Here is a 23,790-nt window from a genome sequence, read left to right as displayed (position 1 = left end):
TGTAGAGAATTTAAATAAAAAATATGCCTTAGGAAACACCACCTAACACACCTTTCGAGGCGATTTGGCAACGCTTATTCAAGAGCTTGTACCGAATATTTTGGCAACCAACGAACCCAAACGACAAGCCTGTGGCGCCCCCGATTATATTCTGACAAAAAACTCCTTACCCATTGGTTTTATCGAAGCCAAAGACATAGGCGATAAGGATTTACCGGGCGAAAACCGCAACAAAGAACAATTTGACCGATATAAAACTTCGCTCGAAAACATCATTTTTACCGATTATCTCTCTTTCTATTTCTACCGAAATCAACAATGCGTAGCTCAAATAGCAATTGCTCAAATTGTTAATGGAAAAATAAAGCCTATCACTGATAATTTTTCAGAGTTTGAACAGCTTTTGCGTAACTTCTGTTCTTACAATATAGAGAATATTAAAACAGCATCACAACTGGCTGAATTGATGGCTCGCAAAGCAAAACTTTTAGCACAAGCTATTGAACAAGCTCTACTTCAAGATAAGGAAAATAAAGAAGAAAGCTCACTATATGACCAATTTAAAGCCTTTAAGGAAATACTCATTCACGATATTTCTGAGAAGAACTTCGCCGATGTTTATGCACAAACCATTACCTACGGGCTTTTTACTGCTCGGTATCACGACCCTACACTGCCTACATTTTCCCGAATAGAAGCCTATAATTTACTACCCAAAAGCAATCCGTTTTTGAAAAAATTGTTTGGTTACTTGGCAGGGCTTGAAGTAGATAAACGTATTGAATGGATTGTTGATGATTTGATTCAGGTTTTTTTGGCGTGCGATGTTACTACAATGCTCAACACCTATGACTACAAACAATACAAAGACCCCATAGTGCATTTCTATGAAGATTTTTTGGAAAAGTATGACCCCGCTCAGCGTAAAGCAATGGGCGTATGGTACACCCCAATACCCGTTGTTAATTTTATGGTACAAGCTCTTGACCACATTCTTAAAAAACATTTTAACCTACCCAAAGGGCTTGCCGACAACTCAAAAGTAAAGGTAAATATTAAACGAACAAGCAAAGACGAAGGAGGATATGACCAAATAGAGAAAGAATTTCACCGCGTACAACTGCTTGACCCTGCCACTGGTACAGGAACGTTTTTGGCACAAGTAGTTGATTATATCCACCAAAAAATGCAAACCCAACAAGGTATGTGGCAAGGCTACGTACAAGACCACCTACTCCCACGCATTAACGGATTTGAAATACTAATGGCTTCTTATGCCATTGCCCATTTAAAATTAGACCTGCTTTTACAGAAAACAGGGTTTAAATACAGCGACAACCAACGCCTACAAGTGTATTTGACCAATAGTTTGGAAGAACCCCAAGATGACCGCCATACCCCTTTTGCCAAATGGCTCTCCGACGAAGCAAACGAAGCCAACCATATAAAACGGGAAACCCCCGTAATGTGCGTACTGGGAAATCCGCCGTATGCAATTAGTAGTAATAACAAGGGAAAATGGATTGAAAATCTTGTGGCAGATTACAAAAAAGAACTTAATGAAAAAAGTTTCAATTCGCTTTCTGATGATTACGTAAAATTTATCCGCTATGGAGAAAAGTTTATAGAAAAAAATGGAGCGGGTGTACTTGCTTATATTTCTAATAATAGCTTTTTAGACGGAATTGTTTTCCGCCGTATGCGAGAAAAACTCCTTAAAACTTTTGATTCTATTTATATCATAGACCTACACGGCAACAGCAAGAAAAAAGAAACCGCTCCCGATGGCAGTAAAGACGAAAACGTATTTAACATTATGCAGGGAGTATCTATCAATCTGTTTGTAAAACATAACCCATATTCCGACAAAAAAGAAAAGCCCTTAGCCAACGTTTTTCATTATGACCTATGGGGGAAACGAGCCGAAAAATTTGCTTTTTTAGAAGAAAACTCTTTGGAAACCATTTCTTGGACTTCCTTACAGATGAAAGCTCCCAATTACTTCTTTGTCCCAAAAGATTTTTCTCTGCAAGAAGAATACAACAAAGGTTTTTCGGTTACTGAACTTTTTAATAAGTATATTAGTGGAATTCAAACGGGAAGAGATAACCTTTTTATTGATAGAGATAAGAAAATTTTATCTAAAAGAATTCAAAGATTATTAACTAATGATTTTGAAGAAGAATTTGTTAAAAAGTATAATATAAAAGATTCAAGTGGATATAATTTATTAGATAGAATTAAAAAAGGTGAATATTCAATTGATAAAATCACGAAATATCAATATCGTCCTTTTGACGAATCGTATATTTACTACGATAATAAGTTGGTTAAAAGGGCTTTTTTTTCTATAATGAAACATTTCATTAAAGGAGAAAATATCGGAATGCTCATTCCACGTCAAGCTATTACAGAAAAGTTTGGTTTTTTTATTTGTAATAACATTTGTGATATAAATTATACAGGGACAGCAGGACAATTTGGAGCAGGTCTTGTCTTCCCACTTTATTTATTTCCTGAAAATAATGACCCTTTACAATTTGAAACCGAGCGTGTAGCCAACTTTAACAAAGCGGTTGTACAAAAAATAGAAGCCTCACTATCGGATATAACCAAAGGAAAACCATTACAACCCCTACAACTGTTTGATTATGTGTATGCCGTGTTACATCACCCTACCTATCGCGAGCGTTATAAAGAATTTTTAAAGATTGATTTCCCAAAAATTCCGTATCCAAACGCTGAAACTTTTGTGCAAATGGTAAGTTTAGGAAAACAATTGCGTGAACTTCATCTGCTCGAAAGTTCTTGCCTTGACAATCCCATAGTAACATATCCAATAGCTGGAGACAATTGCATCGAAAAGCCATACATTACAAACGTTTCGCCATCGGAGGCTACCTCATTGCGTGTGTATATTAACGATACACAATATTTTGATAATGTGCCACTTTCGGCTTGGGAATTTTACATCGGGGGCTACCAACCTGCACAAAAGTGGCTCAAAGACCGCAAAGGACACGTTTTGGATTTTGATGACATTTTGCATTATCAAAAAATGATACTTGCTCTTGAAAAAACTGCTGAGCTAATGACTAAAATTGACCAAATAGCCATATAATTTTTAAACTCTGTCAAAGTTTTTAAGATTTTGGTAAAATTAGGACTTTCGACTTTACTCAAGTGTAAAAAACGTACGTTCTTAGCTTTCGGGCAAATACCCTAAGTTAAAAAACAGACGTTGGGAAGTTTAGAGTAAATGCCCAAAGCGAGAAAACAAGCGTTGTGAACCTTCGGGCAAATGCCCAAAACCAAAAAACACGTGTTAGGAGGTTTTGGGCAAATACTCAAAAGAAAAAAATAAATGCTCTGAACCTTCGGGCAAATGCTCAAAGCGAGAAAACAAGCGTTCTGAATATTTGGGCATTTGTACTAAGTACTATTTGCAAAAGCAAAAAATCAAATGTAAAAAATCTTCTTGAAATAAATTAATAAGTAAATTTATTTGTTACCTTTGTGGAAATTAAATTTTTAATTCTAAAACACTTACACTATGAACAAATTACATTCACACGTTCGCACTACCGAAATCGATGATGTTTCTGACTTACTTTTGGTGTTGTATCGCAAAGAAACTGCCTTGCAGGAAGAGGCTTTTTTGAAATCCACTTTTGCCGAAATCGAAACGCTTTCCCACGAAATTACCGAAGCTATCAAACGCGATGTGTCGCTCTCCAAACAGGAAGAAGCCGACTTGCGTAGGGATAATTTGGTGCGGTCACTCAATGCGGCATTGCTCGGTTATTGTGCCTTGCCTATCCCTCAATTGAAAGAAAACGGTGAGAAATTGTTCGCTGTTTTCTCCAAATATGGGGTGAAAATCACGAAAGAGGCGTACGCTGTCGAATCATCGCTTATTGAATCGTTGTTAAAGGATTTGTCTGCCCCTGAGTTGGAGTCGGCAATTGCGTCGCTTCAGGGGATAAAAGAAATCATTTCGCAACTTCGCACCGCACAAACTTCCTTCACTCAAATCCGTGCCGAGTACGAAAAAAGTATTTCCGAGCAGAAAAATACTCCTTCTGCCTCATCACTGAAAAAACCGCTACTCGAAGCCATCAATGGGAAACTCATTCCGTATCTCATCGCAATGAAAATCGCTAACCCTACGCAATATAGTTCCCTTGCCAACGCTGTGGAACAAGTAATTGACACGACCAATACCACTATAAAACGAAGAAACAATCAGGGAAAAGGAGATAGTGAAACTAAAAAGTAAAAGGAAAAAGACAAGTTATCTCAGTGAAATAAATGCCTAAAAGGGAGAAAAATATATTTCGTAACTTTAGGCATTTTTCTTAAGCAACACGTTGTATAAATCTAAATTATGAAGCAAATGAAAAAACGGACTAATATAACAACTGTACTTCTTTGAGTGAAAAATGTTTTTCACCCTCTTCGGTTTCAACTACCAACTCTCCAGATGGCAATACCCTACGGACGATACCCGAAAAATCACTTCCCTGTTGCGGACGAAATGCCGAAACTTCGTTTAATCGAAACAAATGGCTTCTGTACGCTGGGTACAACTCCTGAAAAGAGAAGTCTATCTGAGAAAACGTTTGCTGTAAATTAACTACAATTTTATTTATAATTTCCTCTATATCAAAACTCTTACCTGTTTCATTTTTCAATGAACTAGCTTTCGGAAGTCCTTCAAAATTAGTTTGGTTCACATTCAATCCAATACCTATGATACTTTTTTCTATTTTACCACCACGTATGATGTTTTCAATAAGTACGCCTCCAATTTTGTATTTATTCGATAGAATATCATTCGGCCATTTGATGTGTAAATTCGGAACACCTAAAGATTTTAGTGTAGTTACAATGGCAATTGATGTAAGCATGTTCAAAACAAAATATCGTTCCAAATCGAAATTTTCATGTATGTATAACACGCTAAAGGTCAAATTCTTGTAGGGTTCAGCCATCCATTTGGCTCCATACTGCCCGACTCCCTGCGTTTGATTCAGAGTCCAAACAGTCAAAAAATTAGACAATCCCTCTCCCGAATTGACCATTTTTTTCAAGAAAACATTTGTCGAATCCACGGAAGCTAACTTGATAATCTTCATAGTAATACAACCAAAAAAAATCTTTGTAAGGAACTCTTACAAAGATTTTTAAGTAACTTAAAATTTAATTTATTATGAGAAAAAGTTTTATTTATACATTACTTTATGTACTGCCTTCACCACATCGTTTGCATTCGGCAACCATTCTTTCAACAAAGCAGGTGAATAAGGGGCGGGAGCATCAGCCGTTGTGATTCGCTGAATAGGAGCGTCTAAGAAATCAAACACATTTTCTTGCACTTGGTAAGTAATTTCTGAAGCTACACTCGCGAAAGGCCAAGCTTCTTCCAAAATCACCAAGCGATTGGTTTTTTTCACAGAATTAAAGATAGCCTCTTTATCCATTGGACGTACGGTACGCAAATCAATAATTTCACATTCAATGCCTTCTTTTGCCAAAATATCGGCTGCAACAAACGCCTCTTTAATAATTTTCCCGAAAGAAACGATAGTTACATCTTTCCCTTCTCGTTTTACATCAGCAACACCTAATGGCAATACATACTCACCTTCAGGAACTTCACCTTTATCTCCGTACATTTGCTCTGACTCCATAAAAATCACTGGGTCGTTATCACGGATAGCAGCTTTCAACAAACCTTTGGCATCATAGGGCGTTGAAGGCACAACTACTTTCAGTCCTGGAGTGTTTGCAAACCAATTTTCAAACGCCTGTGAGTGCGTTGCTCCTAATTGTCCTGCAGAAGCCGTTGGCCCACGAAAAACAATCGGGATATTGAATTGACCGCCCGACATCTGGCGCATTTTAGCAGCGTTATTGATAATTTGGTCTATAGCCACCAACGAGAAGTTAAAAGTCATAAACTCCACTATGGGTCTATTTCCATTCATGGCCGCTCCCACGGAAATCCCAGCAAAACCAGCCTCCGCAATTGGAGTATCAATAACACGCTTGGGGCCAAACTCATCTAACATTCCTTTTGATGCTTTATAAGCTCCATTATATTCGGCAACCTCTTCCCCCATTAAGTAAATTGATTCATCGCGACGCATTTCCTCGCTCATCGCCTCACAAATAGCTTCTCTGAATTGTATTGTTCTCATTTTTATATGAATATTTAACCATAGTTGTGAAAGGCACAAAAATACACATATTTATTGAATTTTACATCGATGTTTATTTTTTTTTCGAATTTATATTTTTAATAAAAACGCCAATAATTGACTATCAACGATTTAAATATTTATTCATAATATTACTTTTGACACTTAAGTCTTCTTTTTTTGAGCACAAAGTTTTCAAGCAGACAAACCTTATTTTCATGTAAAGAGGCACTCTATCAAAATGTGATGATTATCCCAAAAGTTTTATTATTTTTGTCAGCAAAATTAGAACCATTGTAATGAGCAAAAAAATACGGATAGGGAGTCGAGACAGCGAACTTGCTCTGTGGCAAGCACGTTTAGTAGAAAACAAACTAAACGCCTTAAACTATGAAACTGAGATTGTTGCTGTAAAATCAGAGGGAGATTTAATATTAGACAAACCTCTGTATGAAATGGGAATCACAGGTATTTTTACGAAAACCTTAGATATAGCCATGTTAAAAAAGCAGGTCGACATTGCAGTACATAGCATGAAAGATGTGCCGACCGCACTCCCCAAAGGAATTGTACAAAAAGCAGTATTGAAACGTGCTAATGTACATGATATTTTGGTTTTTAAAGAAAATACATTGTTTTTAGAAAATCCCGAAGCTACAATTGCCACGGGCAGTTTACGCCGTAAGGCACAGTGGTTACATCGCTTCCCTACACATGAAGTAGTAAACCTACGCGGAAATGTAAACACTCGATTACAAAAATTGAATGACAACAATTGGAACGGAGCTATTTTTGCTTCTGCAGGATTGGAACGTATTGACAAAAAACCTGAAAATCACATCGTTTTGGATTGGATGATTCCCGCCCCTGCACAAGGAGCTATGGTGGTAGTTGTCAACGAAGACGATTCTTTTTCATGCGAAGCAGTTGCCAAATTAAATGATCGAGAAACCGATATTTGCACCCACATCGAACGACAATTTTTACGCGTTTTAGAAGGCGGATGTACCGCTCCCATAGGAGCTTTTGCTCATTTTGAAGGAAACAAAATCATGTTTCAAGGAGCGTTGTTTTCATTGGACGGCAAACAAAAAATCAGCGTTTCAAAAGCCATATCAGAAACTGATTTCCACGAATTTGGAAAACAATGTGCTGAAGAAATACTCAGTAAAGGGGGAGCTGAGATAATAAAAAACATTACGCTAAAGAACAAGTAGAGCATTACAATCACGGAATATTAAACCTTACAAATGAAAAGATTTTTATATGCTATATGTTGTATGATTTTGATAAGTTGTCAAAATCAAAACAATGACTTACAAGGAATTGAAATCAAAGAAAGACACACGTTTTCTTTGGAGGGAAAAAGTGTCCGAGCTATGGTTCTCTTGGATAAAAATATTGGGTTTGCAGGTTCAGGGGGTGTGTTGGGTTTCATAAACACCCAAAACCTCACGATGGAAAAAACGGATTTTTTAGATGTAGAGTATCGTTCGGTAGCAGCTACGACAAATGATTTTTATATGCTTTCGGTAGGTAGCCCTGCAATGCTTTTCAGCACACAATCGGATGGCTTCAAAAAAATGTATGAAGAAACTCATGAGAAAGCTTTCTACGACAGTATGTTATTCCTTGACAATCAGTTTGGAATTGCGGTTGGTGACCCCACTGATGATTGCATGTCTGTACTCACAACCCACGATGGAGGAAAAACATGGCAAAAAAAATCATGTGATCAAGCTCCAAAATTAGCAGTAGGAGAGGCTTTATTTGCCGCAAGTAATTCCAATATCGCCAATGTAGAGAACCTGATTTGGGTAATTACCGGAGGTTCAAAGAGTCGTATATTTTCATCGGAAGACAAGGGAGTCACTTGGAAATCAACAAACCTGCCGATTGTACAGGGAAACCCCTCACAGGGAGCCTTTTCGGTAAGCTTTTACGACAAAAATAATGGAATTGTAATGGGAGGAGATTATAAAAATCCAACATTAAAAGCAAAAAGTGGAGCTGTTACCACGGATGGCGGAAAAACGTGGCAAGTAATTGACGAAACTTCCTCTCCTGGGTACATAAGTTGTGTGCGATATATCCCAAACAGTGAAGGTAAGGGACTTGTAGCTACTTCATCCAGCAACGGAATTTGGTCGTCAGTCGATAGCGGGAAAACTTGGGAAAAAATATCAGAAAAAGGATATCACAGTCTGTTATTCGTTGATGAAAACACTTTGGTGGCTTCAGGGAATGAAGAAATCACCCTATTCAAGTACAAAAAATATTGAAAATAATTTGGCAGATTAAAAAAAAGTCCGTTAATTTGCACCCTGATTTTAATAGTAAGGACAATACAATAATAATAGAGAAAAATGGCAAGAGTTTGTGAACTAACAGGAAAAAAAGCATTGGTGGGGAATAATGTATCTCACGCAATGAACAAAACAAAACGTAAATTCAACGTAAATTTAAGAACAAAACGTTTTTACATTCCTGAAGAGGATCGTTGGATTACATTGAAAGTGTCAACATCTGCTATCAAAACCATCAACAAAAAAGGGATTTCAGCAGTTTTAAGAGAAGTAGAACGTAACGGATACATTTAATAGTGTGTCGTTTTAACATATAAAACATACAGTACAATGGCTAAAAAAGGTAATAGAATACAGGTAATTATGGAATGTACAGAGCATAAAGAGTCAGGTATGCCAGGTACGTCTCGTTACATTACAACAAAGAATAAGAAAAACACACCTGATAGATTAGAACTTAAAAAATTCAATCCTATCTTGAAAAGAGTAACTGTTCATAAAGAAATTAAATAATAAGGGGTTATGGCAAAGAAAACAGTAGCAACATTACAGGGAAAATCAAAAAAATTAACTAAAGCCATTAAAATGGTAAAATCTCCTAAGACAGGTGCTTACACTTTCGTTGAAAGCGTCATGGCTCCTGAGTTGGTTGACGATTTTTTAAAGAAAAAATAATTATTTTCTCTATTTATCATAATGAAAGCTGTCGTGAGACGGCTTTTTTTATTTTATATATTTGGTCATAATATAATACAGCAAACAAAACAACAGTAGTTCACAAAATTTGAAAACTGTAGGATTTGTAGAAAAAGTAAGTTATCAAGAATATATGTAAAACTAAAATATAATCCTTATTTTTGTCAGCAAAAAATACAGTAAGTAGATTAAAAATGAATGGAGTTGTTTATAAATCAACAGGTAGTTGGTATTCAGTGAAAGCAGAGGACGGTGTATTTTACCAATGTCGTATCAAAGGGAGATTCCGTATTAAAGATATCAAAAACACAAATCCCATCGCGGTTGGCGATAGCGTTAGTTTTGAACTTGAAAAATCGGGTAACGGCGTTATTTTCGACATCCATGAACGAAAAAACTACATCATCCGTAAATCTGTAAACCTGTCTAAACAAACACATATCATCGCATCCAATATTGACATTGCTTTTTTGGTGGTAACCCTAAATAATCCTCCTACTCTCACCGCTTTTATTGACCGATTTTTGGTTACAGCAGAAGCATATAGCATACGTACAATATTGCTATTCAATAAGATAGACACTTACACCCCAGAAGAACTTGACGAAGTAAAATATTTAGCAGCCACTTACCGACAAATAGGCTATGAATGCCTTGGAATTTCGGCAATTACTCATAAAAACATCGACAAACTCAAGGAGTTAATGCAAAATAATACCTGTGTGATTTCAGGACATTCAGGGGTAGGAAAAAGTACACTCATCAATGCCATTGCACCCGAACTAAATTTGAAAACGGCAGCTCTTTCGGTGCAATTTCAGCAAGGACAACATACTACCACATTTGCTCAAATGTACGATTTGGATTTTGGAGGAAGAATCATTGACACTCCTGGCATCAAGGGATTTGGAATGGTTGACATTGAAAAAGAAGAACTTACAGATTATTTTCCTGAGTTTTTCAGATTAAAATCGGAATGCAAATTCAATAACTGTTTACATATTGATGAACCTAAATGTGCTGTGAAAACTGCTCTGGAAAAAGACCTAATCTCATGGTCTCGCTACAAAAATTATCTACAGATACTCAAAGGAGAAGAAGAACACTATCGCACTGATGAGGGAGAGGAGGAGTCTTAACACTACCCTTTCTCCTACTCTTCTCTACTAAAAACCTTTTTATATCATACAGCTATTATTTTGCTTAATTTTCCTAAAAAAAGTTGTGAAGCTTCATTATTTTTGGTAATTTCGGGCAAGATATTCTATCTTTTTAAACGAAAAATATTATTATTTTCACTCATAACAGTGATAATCAGTATAGTAAAATTAGAAAATTATCAAAATACTTGCTACTTTGTTTTCAAAAAGTCAAGGCAATTCAATATATAAAAGTTATGGTTTTAAAACGTATCCTATTTTCTGCAATATTTCTTTAAATATTTACATTGACATTTTTATATCTTAGTGACATTTTTTATAGTAGAACGTTAATTAGCCTGTTTATTATTGTTTATCTTGGGATATATTTGTATTTATGGTGGTTTAATAAGAGAAAAGGGTCGTGTTTTAAAAAGTATGATGGTATAAAAATTTGACAATCAGGGAATAAAGTTGTATTTTTGTTGAATGCTAATAACAATTACACTCCATTGCCCCAATTGTCAATGCACAAAGATAGTCAAAAATGGGAATAAAAAGAACAAAAAACAAAACTATCTTTGCAAAACCTGTAAACGCCAATTTATCGGCGATCATAATCTGACCTACAAAGGTTGGGCTTCGCATATTGCTGCGAAAATTCTCTTGCTTTTGGCAAGAAATGTAGGTATTCGTGATATTGCTGAAATTGAAAAAGTTAGCATCAAAAAAGTGCTTTCGGTTTTGGTAAATTTCAATCGAGAAATCAAACCCAAACAAAACAAATACAAATCGTTACAAGTTGATGAACTTTGGACTTTTGTGGGAAAAAAGAAAAATAAAAAGTGGTTGATTTATGCTTATTCTGCTGAAACAAAGGAAATTGTAGCGTGGGTATGGGGCAAACGAAACATAAAAACAGCCCAAAAACTTCGTGAGAAATTGAAGAAATTGGGTGTTAGTTTTGATGAGATTTGTACAGATAATTGGGAAGCTTTTGCGTCTGTTTTTCAAGAATATACACATAAAGTAGGTAAAAAATACACTACTGATATTGAAGGAAACAACACACTTTTGAGACATCGGATACGCCGAGCGGTGAGGAAAACTTGTTGTTTTTCAAAAAAGAGGAGTATCCCATAATCTGTGTAAGTTGAAAAGTTATTCTGAAATTTTTTGAGCCCTTAAAAGCTCAAAAAAAATTTCGGAAATAACTTTTTAACTATTTTTGACCCATAATTTAAACAGATATGATTAACAAGGAAGAATTGCTCAACAGCAAAGAATTTTACAAGTCATTTAAGACTGCTGAGGACTTGACAGGTTTCTTTAAAGAACTCCACAAAAAAGCGGTGGAACATATGCTCAATGCCGAACTCGACGTTCACTTGGACAACGAAAAACACGACAAAACTAAAGATGGAAATTATCGTAACGGACACACTTCCAAGAAGATAAAAACTTCCTTTGGCGAAGAACAAATCCAAGTTCCTAGGGATAGAGACGGTAGTTTTAACCCAATGTTAGTCCCTAAACGCAAGAACGTTATCGATGGTTTGGAAAACATCATCGTATCGTTCTATGCCAAAGGAATGAGCGTGAGCGACATCGAAGAACAAATCCAAGAAATGTACGGCTTTGAAGTATCAACTTCCACAATATCAAGGATTACCAATGCGGTTACCAATGAAATGGTCGCTTGGCAGAACCGCCCGTTGGACGAGCTGTATCTGATTGTTTGGATGGACGGCATCGTTTTTAAAGTTCGTGAGAACTCAAAAGTTGTCAACAAAACCATTTACCTTGCTGTGGGCTTGAATCGAGAGGGAAAAAAGGAAGTTTTAGGAATGTGGCTCGGAAAGAATGAAAGTTCCGCCTTTTGGATGAGCGTTCTCACTGATTTAAAGGCTCGTGGAGTGGAAGATATTCTCATTACTGCCACCGATAATTTAAACGGATTTACGCAAACCATTCGCACGGTTTTTCCCCAATCACAAACGCAAATATGTGTGGTTCATCAGATTAGGAATGCTTGTAAGTATGTGGTTTACAAAGACAGAAAAGAATTTACAGCCGATATGAAACACATTTATACTGCCCCTAACAAGGAAGCTGCCAAGGTTGCTTTGGAGATTTTGCCCAAAAATGGGAGTCAAAATACGGCTATGCTATCAAATCTTGGTATGACAATTGGGACGAATTGACCGTATTTTTCGATTTTCCGTTAGAGATAAGAAAAATTATTTACACAACCAATCTTATTGAGAATCTGAATGGTAAGATTCGGAAATACACCAAAAACAAGCTGTCTTTCCCAACAGACGAAGCTGTGCAAAAGTCCGTTTTCTTGGCTTTGAGAGAAGCTACCAAAAAGTGGAGTATGCCTATCCAAAATTGGGGGATTGTCTTGAACCAATTTATGCTTATATTTGCACAAAGACTCAAACTATAAAAACTTAACCCCAACTTTTTAACTTACACACTTAGAGGGATAGTGTCCAAAAAAGTTTGAAAACCATATAAAAGCCTTTGAAATTGTGTTTTTCTACATCAATTTTGGGTGGATTTGAGTATCATACTTTGGGAAACACTACCGAGAAAAGAAATGTATATATCTCTAATAGCAATATTCTATCTATCTTGGTTGGCAACCAGATGAATGTTTCTCTGACTGTCTATTTTCTTATATCATCATACTTTTTACAGCACAGCCAAATTTTCTTATATGTTGGAGTAGACTTATCATAAAAAACTGAAAATAAGTCAGTTATATTTCCAAAAGTCATATCGCAATACCATATTTTAACAATTTATAACACACAGTTCTTCATGTCATTGTGACTATTTGTTTCTATTTTTTAAATAATTCACTATTACTCCTATGCCTTTTTTCTTCCATTTTCCTCATCCTTTCGAACAAGGATGGAAACATTCACTTTAAATTGGTCACACAAAATTATCATATCTCTGTGAGCATCTAATATTGTGGTCTTAAATGAGTAAAAACTATTGAAAATCAAATATTTTTTGATTTCTCAGATACTAACGAGGTAATTTCACTTTGTATAAGGTATTTACATCTGTTTCTTTTAGCGATGTTGCAACCATCATTTTTTCATCGGGGGTTACAGCAAATGAAATAACGGGTATATTGAACTTAAATTGTTCCAATAAATTCCCTTCCCAATCAAACACCATTAGCTCGGGGCGAAACTTATCCATGTGCTTCATCACATTTTCCTTAGTGCTATTCACCCAAAGCACGTAAATAAATGATTCTGTGCTATATACTTCTGCAAAATAAAGCCGTTTATCGTCAGTTTGTTCTATACTAACAGCCCCTTTATGAAGTACTTTCCCTTGAAAATCGTAGATTTTAAACTCTGGTTTATGTTGATAAAATTGTGCTACACGCTGGTTATTTTTATTCACACTCAAAATGGAGGATAGCAAATACGGCTCCTGAATTTCCTCTGGTTTAGGACTTATTTTTTCGCCAAAATCGGTTATTTTTCGATCTTTAAAGTCATATTTATGAATATCTGATTGATTTTCTTTGTATGAATAGGGTAAGAAAATGAAACTATCATTGGAAAGTTTCTTGGCTTTATTGAAAACAGATTCTTCGGAAATTATGTGTTGCTTATCCTTTCCGACTGCGGTAGTATCACCCAACTGATAGGTTACAAAACTTCTCATGTCCAACATAGAAAGCTCATTACCTTCAAGTTCAAAAGATTCTTGAATGACCATGTTCAAATCGTTAGGTCCTTGTCCTATATTTCCAAAAGAATAAAGATATTTTAATTCAGGTGAGAAAACATTAAACATTTGCTCATGAACATTATTGAAAACAATCACATACTTCTCATTGGCAATTACTTTGGAAGGTCGAAACAACTCTTTGGGCGTTTCGACAGATTCCATAATAAGAGGAGACGGAGATTTTGGTTCAATTTCGTTTTTTTGATTACTTGAGCAAGAAAAAAGAGCAAGTGTTACAAAGAGAATAGTATAAAATTTCATATTTAGTATATTTATGGGATACTCCCCGTTTAACCTATATTTTGTACAAATTATTTCGATATTTTATTTTATTGATTCTGTCAAACTCAATAATTATTATTTTAAGTGAAATCCATTAGAATTGTACATATCTAAAAAAGAGTGAATCAACTCTATTACCAAAGATAAAACAAGTCGATTCACCTTTGATGTACCTTACTTTACTTTAATATTATTAAAATGACTTTTGATCAAGTCTCTAAGTTAGCTAATGCCAAATCACTAAGCGTTGCGTTACTATTATTCACACTTCTGCTTATTCCGTAGCCCGCAACCAAAGCTACAACTGCTGTGGCAATTACGCTTAAAAATTTAATTTATAAACTTTCATTCGTGCTTGTTCATCTTCATTTGAATTATCTACTTCTAAAAGATATGTATCACTTCGAAACAGAGCATACCTATGCGTACCTCTATTTTTACTTTCTTTAATAGCCTTTATGTTTTCAACATTTGGACGTCTAAAATCACACAAATAGTATTTATCAAATCGTTGATCGGTTTCCATTTTCCTCTTTTGAAAATCAATAATATATTTACCTATTTCGGATTTGATATAAAAGTTATCACCCACTTTTAAAAGATTGTCTACAATACTATTCTCAGCCATGTAGGTTAAAACACCTTGTGGGTCTGTATTAAACATAGAATGTGCATCTTGAACTTTTTTTACAATAAATTCATCGTCTTCAAAAAAAGCATCCTTACTTAGAGAAAATGTTTTTAAATCTAGGTGATAAAGAGATAATTCACTTGGTTTGGTAAAATAAAGATTTCCTCCCTCTACAATCATGTTAGGTTTAGAAGCTACTGATAAAAGGAGTAAATCCTCATCAGTCAACTCTCCTTGAATAGATTTTATAATTTTATCTTCTTTTAGTGAATAAATTTCAATTATTGCATCTTTCTGTCCGTCACTTTTATAAAAACACACACTATTTTCATCTAAAAGTTTAAAGTTTTTTATAGCTTTTCTATAATTAAGATTTTCTCTAATAAATCTTCCTTTTCTGTCATATTCAATTAGTTTAAGAGTACTTGAACACCAAATATAAATAGACTCATTGTAAATATTTATTAATGTAGGGGTTACATATTCTCCAGGTCCTTGTCCCGTTTTATTGAAAACATTTAGCTGCTCCCCTGTTACGGTGTACTCTATGATATTATTATCGGCAAGTACAAAAAAAGAAGAATTGTCATAAAAGCTAAAATCCTTAATGTTACCTACCAAATTAATATTTTCTTGTAGGTTACATACATGTTCTTTCGTATCTTTTTTTTCTTGTGTAATAACCGTGATTTTCTTATTTTTTTCTTGGCAAGATAGAAGAAGTAGGAGAAATAATGGAATTATGTGTCTCATAAAGTTTTTTTATGTAATTAATTTCACTTAGCTGTTCGTAACTATTTTATGTTTATCTTTCGCAATCGAAATCTATATGTGAATCAGATTAAAGAGCACAATAACTTGTAAATTAATAAGACATTGTGCTCTATTAGATTTATTTACTACTACATTTATAGCATCCTCCTGTCGTACAAGTCATTTTTGGAAAAGAAACATTCCCTCCTATTTCTACAGTTACATGCCAAATAGGATCACTAAGTTTTGCTAATCCTCCACAACCCTCTTCATCAGCCAACGCTTCCAAATTAGCTAATGTCAAATCACTAAGTGCTGCGTTACTATTATTCACACCTCTGCTTATTCCGTAGCCCGCAACCAAAGCTACAACTGCTGTGGCAATTACGCCTTTTAAGAATTTGTTTAAGCAAAAGTAAACAACAAAACGAAATAAAACAAAAAAAAATGTAAATTTGTTTTGTTATTTTTTTAAGAATACGCTCCATCTTTAGTTTTGCCCGTGCAAGAGTAATTAGATACCCAAATGAACCACGCTTTTCACGCTATATACTATTCGGGTACTACCCCCCAATAACGCGAATCTCCAGAGTTTTCCAAATGGTCTACTCCCATAAATTCACTCCCGTCCGAAGGTTTCTAATTTTCAGATGAGAGTGAATTTACTTTTTAGGTTAAATCTAAGACATAAGTATATAGTTTTTTTTCAAAAATTCTACGCTTTCCATTATCCACATCTCTAAAAAGCATCAATAATTACACGAAATCCATAGTTTATATTGGTATTAAATCATCATATTCAAAACAAAAATGACTGAAAATAAACAAATTAAGTATTTTAATATACTTTTATATTTCAGAATAATTATTAAATCAAAAAAAAACATTAAATTGCAACCCTTTTACGGTGCTTCCTATTTTTTAGGGATATATTTATGAAGATAAAAAAATACATATGGCTGTTTTTGGGTATTTTTATAGTTGTTTCCTGCGATTATTTCGTAAAGGAAAAACCCAAACACGCTATTGCTCGTGTAGGAGATGTATATCTCTATAAAGATGAGATAAAATCCATCATGCCAATAGATTACACTAAGGAAGACAGTATAAACATCGTCCAAAAATACATCAATAGTTGGGCAATAAAGGAATTGATGCTTTCCAATGCTGAACGTAATATTTCTGATGATGAAAAAGCAGATTTTGAACGTTTGGTAAATGATTATAGAGCGGATCTATATCTGAATTCATACAAACAAGGATTGATTAACAGCAGCATCGACACTTTAATCAAGGAGGAAGATTTACAATTTTTCTACGAGGCTAACAAGGAAACTTTTTTACTCAATGAATCTCTGATCAAGTTGCGTTATATACATTTATCATCGGCCGAAAAACAAAAAAGAGTATCTGCTTTAGAAGAAAAATTAAAGCGTTTTAACGCCGAAGACCGTCACGAACTGGATTCGATAGGTTTACAATTCAATTCAATATATTTAGGTGATTCGATCTGGGTAAAAACGGAAAGTGTAGTAAAAAAACTTCCTTTTTTAGAGGAAAAATTAAAAGAAAATAGAATTTTCTTCACCAACCATAAAGATTCTACGGGAGTATATCTGGTACAGGTACGCGATGTGCTACGAAAAAACGAACAGGCTCCAATGGAATATGTAAAACCAACATTACGCCAAATCATATTGAATCAGAGAAAATTAGAGTTCGTAAAAGAACTTGAAGCAGACATAATAAATAGAGGAATTAAGAAAAAACAATTTGAAATTATTTATGAATAGAAAAATCATAACCGCTATCGGAATGCTATTTTTTGCATGTGGACTTTTTGCTCAAAATGAAGAAATTACATCTTCTCAAAAGCGAATCAAGGTAGAAGGCGTTGCAGCTGTTGTGGGTGATTATTTGATTTTAGAATCGGACATAGACAAAGCTTTTGCTGAACTACAACAGCAGGAGGTGGACATCAAAAACATCACGCGTTGCGAATTGCTTGGCAAATTAATGGAGGATCGTTTGTTCGCTCACCAAGCTGTACAAGATAGTATTCCTATGACAGATTCCGAGGTTCGTGAATCTGTAAACAAACGTGTTGCCTTTTTGGTAGAACGTATCGGAAGTATGAAAAAACTATTGGAATTTTACAATAAGGACAATGAACAGGATATGCGTGAGGAGTTGTTCAATCTTTTTAAATTGAATATGTTGAGCCAACGCATGAAAGGTGAAGTCGTAAAAAATGTAGAGGTTACGCCAGAAGAAGTGCGTTTGTTTTTTAACGCCATCCCCGAAGAAGAACGTCCTATTTTCGGAACCGAATTGGAAATCGCTCAGATAGTCATCGACCCAGTGGCACCCAAATCCGAAGTGCAAAAAGTGATTGACCGATTGAACGAAATCAAAGCGGATGTGGAGCAAACAGGAAGTAGTTTTTCCATGAAAGCCATTCTTTACTCTCAAGACCGTGGAACAGGAGGAGAAATGCTGACTTTCAACCGAAATTCACCTTATGATAAAACTTTTAAAGATGTAGCATTTACACTGCAAGAAGGAGAAATTTCTAAACCTTTTGAATCAAGCTTTGGATGGCATATCATTGAAATGGTTCGGATTAGAGGGAAAGAAGTGAGCGTTCGCCACATTCTGTTAGTTCCTGATGTCCCGAGAACTGCCTTGGTAGAAGCGAAAGAGAAAATCGAAAAAATCAAGGAACGTATTGACAATAAAGAATTTACGTTTTCCGATGCTGCACGTAACTTTTCCGATGAAAAAGAGACCAAAGGCAATGGTGGACAATTAGTCAATCCTGATGACCTTTCTTCTCGTTTTGAGCTAACCCGTATGGAACCAGTACTTTACAATCGAGTTTCTAAATTAGGCGACAACGAGGTCTCTATCGCTTATTTGGACGAAGATGCTAATGGTAAAAAACGCTACAAAATATACCAAGTAACCAATCGCCATGAGGAGCATAAGGCTGATTTTGTGAAAGATTATGTGAAAATTCAAGACCTCACACTAAAAGAAAAACAGTTGAAAACCATCGAAAAATGGATAAATGAAAAAGTTGAAAAAACACATATCGTTGTAAAGGGAACGTATAAGGATTGTAATTTTTCGAACAATTGGTTGAAGAAATAAAACAAAATTTCTGATATGTAACCTTGTTCCGTGATACTAAAATCGTACAGCAAAACCTACAAAATACTAAAAATGCAACTTTTTTATAATGCCAACATTGACGAAAATGACCATAACTTCTATTTTGACAAAGAAGAAAGTCAGCATATTGTCAAAGTATTACGTAAAAAAGAAGGCGATCAACTGTACATTACCAATGGAAAAGGATATTTATTTGAAGGAAAAATAACCCTTGCGACTACCAAACGTTGTGAGGGTAACATTTTGAATGTCAAATATAAAGAAAAACATTTCTACAATCTTCATTTAGTGGTTGCCCCCACAAAAATGAATGAACGCTACGAATGGTTTTTAGAAAAGGCCGTAGAAATTGGCGTAGATGAAATTACACCCGTCATCTGTCAGCATTCCGAACGAACTGTTGTAAAAACAGAACGCCTTGAAAAGATCATTCTCTCGGCAATGAAACAATCATTGCAATTTCACCTACCGAAGCTCAATGAACCAATCAATGCATTGGATTTTTTTCATAGATACAAAGATGAGAAAAGTTCTAAATATATTGCCCATTGTCAAGAAGAGAAAAAAGTATTATTCTCGAAAATATTCCACCCTTTTCCGCAAAAATTAATCGTGCTGATAGGCCCTGAAGGCGATTTTTCTAACGAAGAAATTAAAACAGCATTCAGCACTGGTTTTCAGGCTATTTCATTGGGTGAAAACCGATTACGAACTGAAACAGCAGCTATTGTAGCGTGTAATGTCGTTGCTACAATGGCAACACTTTAAAATAGAAAATCACTAAATAAAAAATAATATGAACTCAAAAATGATTGCTAACGGAATATTAAGAGCTGTGGGAATAATGGTTTTAGTAGTTTTATCTCTTTATGCTCTTTCCCTTTTGAAATCGATTCTGATTTACATAGTCTTAGCATTGATAATCACACTTTTAGGAAAACCATTCGTTTTCTTTTTTCACAGACGACTAAAAATCAGAAGCAAAAGCGTTTGTGTAATCCTAACGATGACCATATTCATCATCTTAAGTTTGGGGGTTTTCAGTTTGTTCATTCCTTTGCTAATTTCACAAGGTAAAAATCTTTCGGGACTTAACATTGACCTACTCCGTACAAATTTGGATAATCTTTTACTGCATTTTTTTAAATTGACAGGAGTGAGCAAGGACGAAGAAGAAACTCTACTCAGCGTATCAGATGCTTTAAATTTCATTGACATTCCAAACCTTATAAACTCGTTTATCTCATTCATAGGAAGTTTTGGCGCAGGACTATTTTCTGTACTTTTTATTACGTTTTTCTTCATGAAAGACAACACTTCACTAATGAAGTCAACGCTGTCGTTATTACCGAATTCGCAAGTAAAAAGAACACGCACATCAATTGTAAAAATCAACAGCTTACTTTCACGCTACTTTGCAGGGCTGATTCTACAACTGACTATTTTGTTTGTTATTTACACCATCGTATTACTTATTTTTGGAGTACAAAACCCTTTCATCATCGCGTTTTTATGTGCTTTATTAAATTTGATACCCTACATCGGGCCTATTATAGCCTTTGTACTAATGGCTTTACTGACAATGAGTAGCAATATCGACAATGATTTTATGTCGGTTACCTTGCCAACTACGATTTATGTTCTGATAGGTTTCCTCATTGGACAGTTCATCGATAATGTGTTCTCACAACCGCTTATTTTTTCTAACTCTGTAAAATCAAGTCCATTAGAAATTTTCTTAATAATTTTGATATGCGGTACACTTTTCGGGGTTATAGGCATGGTAATTGCCATTCCTGCCTACACTGTATTGAAAGTCATCCTGAAAGAATTCTTACCTAACAACAAAATAGTCAAAATTCTTACGAAAAATTTTTAAAGAAAGATACACACGTTTTAATTAGAGAAATAAATCAATTTTCGGCGATATATGGTCAATAGTTTTGATTTGGATACAAAACCAATATAGGCACCTTCTTTCACCACGGGTAAATTCCACGCTCCTGTGTCTTGGAATTTCTGCATGATGTCAGGCATTTTATCTACTCCCAAACAGATGATTGCCGGAGGTTGATGCATGAGATCACCCACTTTTATTTGATCATATAACGCTTGGTTAAACATCATCTGACGTATATCGTCTAAAAGGATAATACCTTCAAAACTCTGATTTTGAGCATTTACCACAGGAAATATATTCCGATTAGATTTTGTAATAGCCTTTTCAATCAATTCTCCCAAGTTCATCTGTGCGGTTACAGGAATAAAGTTTTTCTCAATTACTGCATCAATATCCATCAGAGTGAGTACCTTATGATCCTTATCATGGGTGATTAGGTTTCCTTCTTGTGCCAAACGTTTTGTATAAAGTGAATGCTTTAAATAGTATTTCGACAAGGCAAAGGATACGGAAGCTACAATCATCAATGGTACAAAAAGCGTATGTCCTCCTGTAAGTTCTGCAATGAGAAAAATGGCTGTAAGCGGTGCGTGTAACACCCCTGCCACCAAACCCGCCATCGCTACGAGCGTAAAACTGGCTAACGGAACGGAATGCCCCAAAAACGGTAATTGATTAATGGTTCGTGCTACTAAATTACCCAATATTCCTCCTGTGAAAAGAGCTGGAGCGAACACTCCTCCCACCCCTCCTGCTCCAACGGTAGTTGCCATAGCAACCACTTTGAAGAGAACAAGCCCTAACATTAAAGCAATAATAGACCAAGGATTATCTACCTCCCAATTAAATGCATTTTGCAACACCTCTTTCGGGTTGCCACTAATGAGTTTATTCATAACCTCAAACCCTTCTCCGTAAAGGGGCGGAATGAAAAAAACTACCAATCCTATCATCAACCCACCAAAAAACAAACGTTTGATTAGACTATCAATTTCTTCAAAATAAGCGGTTATTCGTTGAAAAATTGTACAGAAATAAATAGACACTGCTCCAGTCAAAATCCCCAAAACAATGTAATAAGGTACATCTGCCAGAGTAAATTCTCCATCTAAATTAATAGGCATCAGAATTTCATTTCCAAGAAAAAAATAAGATGTAAGCACCGCTAACAATGAAGATGCCATCAGAGGCAAGAGTGACATCAAAGTCAATTCTAAACTAAATACTTCAATAGCAAATACGATAGCTGCCACTGGAGCCTTGAACATTGCAGCCATGGTAGCTGAACAGGCACAGGCTATAAGCAAAGTTCTATCAGATTGGTTTACGTGAAACAATCTGCTCAAATAGGAACTAAATCCAGCTCCTGAAATGACCATAGGGCCTTCCAATCCCACCGAACCTCCGAAACCCACTGTAAAAGGGGCTGTAACGAGACTTCCATACGTATGATAGGTAGGAATAATGCCTTTGAGTTTAGACATGGCGTAAAGGGTATAAGGAATGCCTGGCTCTAAACGTTTTCTAATGACATACCTCAGTATAAAATACACGATTAAAAAACCTATGGTGGGAAAAACGAAATAAAAAGCTCGGTGATAAGAAGCTACCAATCCATTTTGCAATACAAATTGGATTAGAAGAGTTACTTTTTTTATGAATACAGCAAAAACCCCCGAAACAACACCAATAACAGCACACAAAATGAGAATAAATTGACGATTGGTAAGATTTTTTGCCTTCCAAAATAAAAATCTAACAAATAAACTTCTCTTTTTTAATCCCATTGGTCAGTTAATTAAGTTTCGGTTGCTTAAATCAAAAAACACAAAACACTCATCATCAATAACATAAAACTCATTTTTTCGATAAGGTAAAGTATTTTTCTGATTGTATAATTTATTATATATTCATTACCTGGTTGACTCTCTTATTTGTAGTGATGTTTTTATAATTTCTGTTCTAAAATTACGGTCTTGATTAGTATTTTCGATACTTTCAACGAGTAATTCCATTGCTTTTTTACCAATTTCGGCTCCATGTTGATCAATAGCAGTAAGTTTCGGATACGAATATTTCGCCAAAGAACCATCGGCAAAAGTAATAATTCCTAATTCTTGCGGAATTTTAATATTTCGATCGTGAGCTTCACGCACTGCCCTAACTGCCAAAAACTCATTATTACACAACAATGCATCAAATTTACATTTGTCAAAAAATTCAGAAATGATTGTATCGGAATGTACATCTTCAACCGCTAAAATTAAACTTTCATCTATCGGAATTTGAGCATCTGAGAGCGCGTTTTTATATCCTTGTGTACGTAAATTTGCTACGCTGATGTAATTAGGAACAGTTAGTAGCCCTATACGATGGTATCCCGCCTGAATTAAATGATTCACAGCCCTGTATGAGGCCATTGCATCATCTACAATTACCTTGTCGCAATAAATATCTTGAGCCACTCGATCAATAAGCACCAAGGAAAGTTCTTGATTTAAAATTTCACGCAAATGGTGGTAATCCTTTTTAGCTTCACTGCCTTTGGAAAGAGCCACTATAAATCCATCAATACCCGTTTGCATTAATGTTTCGATATTTTTAACCTCTTGCTCAAACAATTCATTTGAAAAACATGTTACAATATTGTAACCTTTCTCTTCAGCTACACTAGCTATACCACTCACAACAGTTGAAAAAAAGTCATGTGCAATCTCAGGAATGATTACACCTACCGTTTTGGATTTTTTATTTTTTAAACTCAGTGCTATTGAATTAGGTCGGTAGTTATGTAACTTTGCAAAAGCCTTGATTCTTTCAGTAATCTCTTTACTAATCTCTCCACTGTTGTTAAGAGCCTTAGAAACTGTTGAAATACTAACATTCAATTCTCTGGCGATATCCTTTATACTTATTTTCTTTTTCATTATTCTTTCTATCC

19 protein-coding genes and 2 pseudogenes are annotated in these 23,790 nt (G+C 35.2%); 14 read left to right on the top strand and 7 right to left on the bottom strand.

Annotated features, from left to right (window positions below; genetic code table 11):
* Positions 1-64: 64 nt before the first annotated feature.
* Together CGC49_RS08245 and CGC49_RS08240 are read left to right on the top strand one after the other, a co-directional pair.
* Positions 65-3,121: a type ISP restriction/modification enzyme gene (locus CGC49_RS08245; protein WP_232745171.1), complete on the top strand. Its 3,057-nt coding sequence runs from the start codon at positions 65-67 to the stop codon at positions 3,119-3,121.
* A 432-nt stretch (positions 3,122-3,553) separates the two neighbouring features.
* A complete protein-coding gene (locus CGC49_RS08240) occupies positions 3,554-4,279 on the top strand; it encodes a DUF6261 family protein (RefSeq protein ID WP_095912354.1) in 726 nt (241 codons plus the stop codon).
* A 130-nt stretch (positions 4,280-4,409) separates the two neighbouring features.
* Here the strand turns inward: CGC49_RS08240 and CGC49_RS08235 are convergent, their stop codons facing one another.
* Positions 4,410-5,138 (bottom strand): biotin--[acetyl-CoA-carboxylase] ligase, encoded by a 729-nt coding sequence (locus CGC49_RS08235; RefSeq protein ID WP_095912353.1) that lies wholly within the window; start codon positions 5,136-5,138, stop codon positions 4,410-4,412.
* Between the two features lie 87 nt (positions 5,139-5,225).
* On the bottom strand, positions 5,226-6,203 hold the full coding sequence (locus tag CGC49_RS08230; protein WP_042007884.1) for a pyruvate dehydrogenase complex E1 component subunit beta: 978 nt from the start codon (positions 6,201-6,203) through the stop codon (positions 5,226-5,228).
* 299 nt (positions 6,204-6,502) lie between these two features.
* Between CGC49_RS08230 and hemC the strand changes: the two genes are divergently transcribed.
* The 8 genes and pseudogenes from hemC to CGC49_RS08190 all read left to right on the top strand — a co-directional run bounded on the left by hemC (position 6,503) and on the right by CGC49_RS08190 (position 12,796).
* Complete coding sequence (hemC, locus tag CGC49_RS08225) at positions 6,503-7,420, top strand: hydroxymethylbilane synthase (RefSeq protein ID WP_095912352.1); 918 nt, start codon at positions 6,503-6,505, stop codon at positions 7,418-7,420.
* Between the two features lie 33 nt (positions 7,421-7,453).
* Positions 7,454-8,485, top strand: a complete 1,032-nt coding sequence (locus CGC49_RS08220) for a hypothetical protein (RefSeq protein WP_095912351.1) — start codon at positions 7,454-7,456, stop codon at positions 8,483-8,485.
* Positions 8,486-8,569: 84 nt separating this feature from the next.
* Positions 8,570-8,803 carry a 50S ribosomal protein L28 gene (gene rpmB, locus CGC49_RS08215; protein ID WP_042007881.1) on the top strand — a complete coding sequence of 78 codons (234 nt, stop codon included), beginning with the start codon at positions 8,570-8,572 and terminating at the stop codon, positions 8,801-8,803.
* 36 nt (positions 8,804-8,839) lie between these two features.
* Positions 8,840-9,022 (top strand): 50S ribosomal protein L33, encoded by a 183-nt coding sequence (gene rpmG, locus CGC49_RS08210; protein ID WP_042007879.1) that lies wholly within the window; start codon positions 8,840-8,842, stop codon positions 9,020-9,022.
* A gap of 9 nt (positions 9,023-9,031) precedes the next feature.
* Positions 9,032-9,184 carry a DUF4295 domain-containing protein gene (locus CGC49_RS08205; RefSeq protein WP_064504531.1) on the top strand — a complete coding sequence of 51 codons (153 nt, stop codon included), beginning with the start codon at positions 9,032-9,034 and terminating at the stop codon, positions 9,182-9,184.
* A gap of 215 nt (positions 9,185-9,399) precedes the next feature.
* On the top strand, positions 9,400-10,344 hold the full coding sequence (gene rsgA / locus CGC49_RS08200; protein WP_042007877.1) for a ribosome small subunit-dependent GTPase A: 945 nt from the start codon (positions 9,400-9,402) through the stop codon (positions 10,342-10,344).
* Positions 10,345-10,833: 489 nt separating this feature from the next.
* Positions 10,834-11,487 (top strand): IS1 family transposase, encoded by a 654-nt coding sequence (locus CGC49_RS08195; RefSeq protein ID WP_095912350.1) that lies wholly within the window; start codon positions 10,834-10,836, stop codon positions 11,485-11,487.
* A gap of 107 nt (positions 11,488-11,594) precedes the next feature.
* Positions 11,595-12,796, top strand: a pseudogene (locus CGC49_RS08190) (IS256 family transposase).
* 590 nt (positions 12,797-13,386) lie between these two features.
* Here CGC49_RS08190 and CGC49_RS08185 read toward each other — a convergent pair.
* The 3 genes and pseudogenes from CGC49_RS08185 to CGC49_RS08175 all read right to left on the bottom strand — a co-directional run.
* Positions 13,387-14,370: a BF3164 family lipoprotein gene (locus tag CGC49_RS08185; RefSeq protein ID WP_095912349.1), complete on the bottom strand. Its 984-nt coding sequence runs from the start codon at positions 14,368-14,370 to the stop codon at positions 13,387-13,389.
* Positions 14,371-14,713: 343 nt separating this feature from the next.
* Positions 14,714-15,775 (bottom strand): 6-bladed beta-propeller, encoded by a 1,062-nt coding sequence (locus CGC49_RS08180; RefSeq protein ID WP_095912348.1) that lies wholly within the window; start codon positions 15,773-15,775, stop codon positions 14,714-14,716.
* A 139-nt stretch (positions 15,776-15,914) separates the two neighbouring features.
* A pseudogene (locus CGC49_RS08175) lies at positions 15,915-16,166 on the bottom strand (NVEALA domain-containing protein); the annotation flags it as partial.
* Between the two features lie 544 nt (positions 16,167-16,710).
* Here CGC49_RS08175 and CGC49_RS08170 point away from each other — a divergent pair.
* The 4 genes from CGC49_RS08170 (at position 16,711) to CGC49_RS08155 (ending at position 20,828) form a co-directional block, all read left to right on the top strand.
* Positions 16,711-17,568 (top strand): hypothetical protein, encoded by an 858-nt coding sequence (locus tag CGC49_RS08170; RefSeq protein ID WP_042007871.1) that lies wholly within the window; start codon positions 16,711-16,713, stop codon positions 17,566-17,568.
* Complete coding sequence (locus CGC49_RS08165; protein WP_095912346.1) at positions 17,561-18,928, top strand: peptidylprolyl isomerase; 1,368 nt, start codon at positions 17,561-17,563, stop codon at positions 18,926-18,928. The genes CGC49_RS08170 and CGC49_RS08165 overlap by 8 nt, the downstream gene beginning before the upstream one ends.
* A 72-nt stretch (positions 18,929-19,000) precedes the next feature.
* The gene (locus tag CGC49_RS08160; RefSeq protein ID WP_095912345.1) at positions 19,001-19,717 is read left to right on the top strand and encodes a 16S rRNA (uracil(1498)-N(3))-methyltransferase; all 717 of its coding nucleotides are present in this window, start codon (positions 19,001-19,003) and stop codon (positions 19,715-19,717) included.
* Positions 19,718-19,745: 28 nt separating this feature from the next.
* Positions 19,746-20,828 carry an AI-2E family transporter gene (locus tag CGC49_RS08155; protein WP_042007866.1) on the top strand — a complete coding sequence of 361 codons (1,083 nt, stop codon included), beginning with the start codon at positions 19,746-19,748 and terminating at the stop codon, positions 20,826-20,828.
* Between the two features lie 17 nt (positions 20,829-20,845).
* Here CGC49_RS08155 and CGC49_RS08150 read toward each other — a convergent pair whose 3' ends face one another.
* Complete coding sequence (locus CGC49_RS08150) at positions 20,846-22,636, bottom strand: chloride channel protein (protein WP_042343451.1); 1,791 nt, start codon at positions 22,634-22,636, stop codon at positions 20,846-20,848.
* A gap of 126 nt (positions 22,637-22,762) precedes the next feature.
* The gene (locus tag CGC49_RS08145) at positions 22,763-23,776 is read right to left on the bottom strand and encodes a LacI family DNA-binding transcriptional regulator (protein WP_095894059.1); all 1,014 of its coding nucleotides are present in this window, start codon (positions 23,774-23,776) and stop codon (positions 22,763-22,765) included.
* Positions 23,777-23,790 lie beyond the last annotated feature (14 nt).

Origin of the sequence: Capnocytophaga sp. H4358, assembly GCF_002302515.1 — a bacterium.
Classification (GTDB): domain Bacteria; phylum Bacteroidota; class Bacteroidia; order Flavobacteriales; family Flavobacteriaceae; genus Capnocytophaga; species Capnocytophaga canis.
Note: the sequence above shows the minus strand (reverse complement) of the source record. Positions and strands in the feature narration are given on the sequence as shown.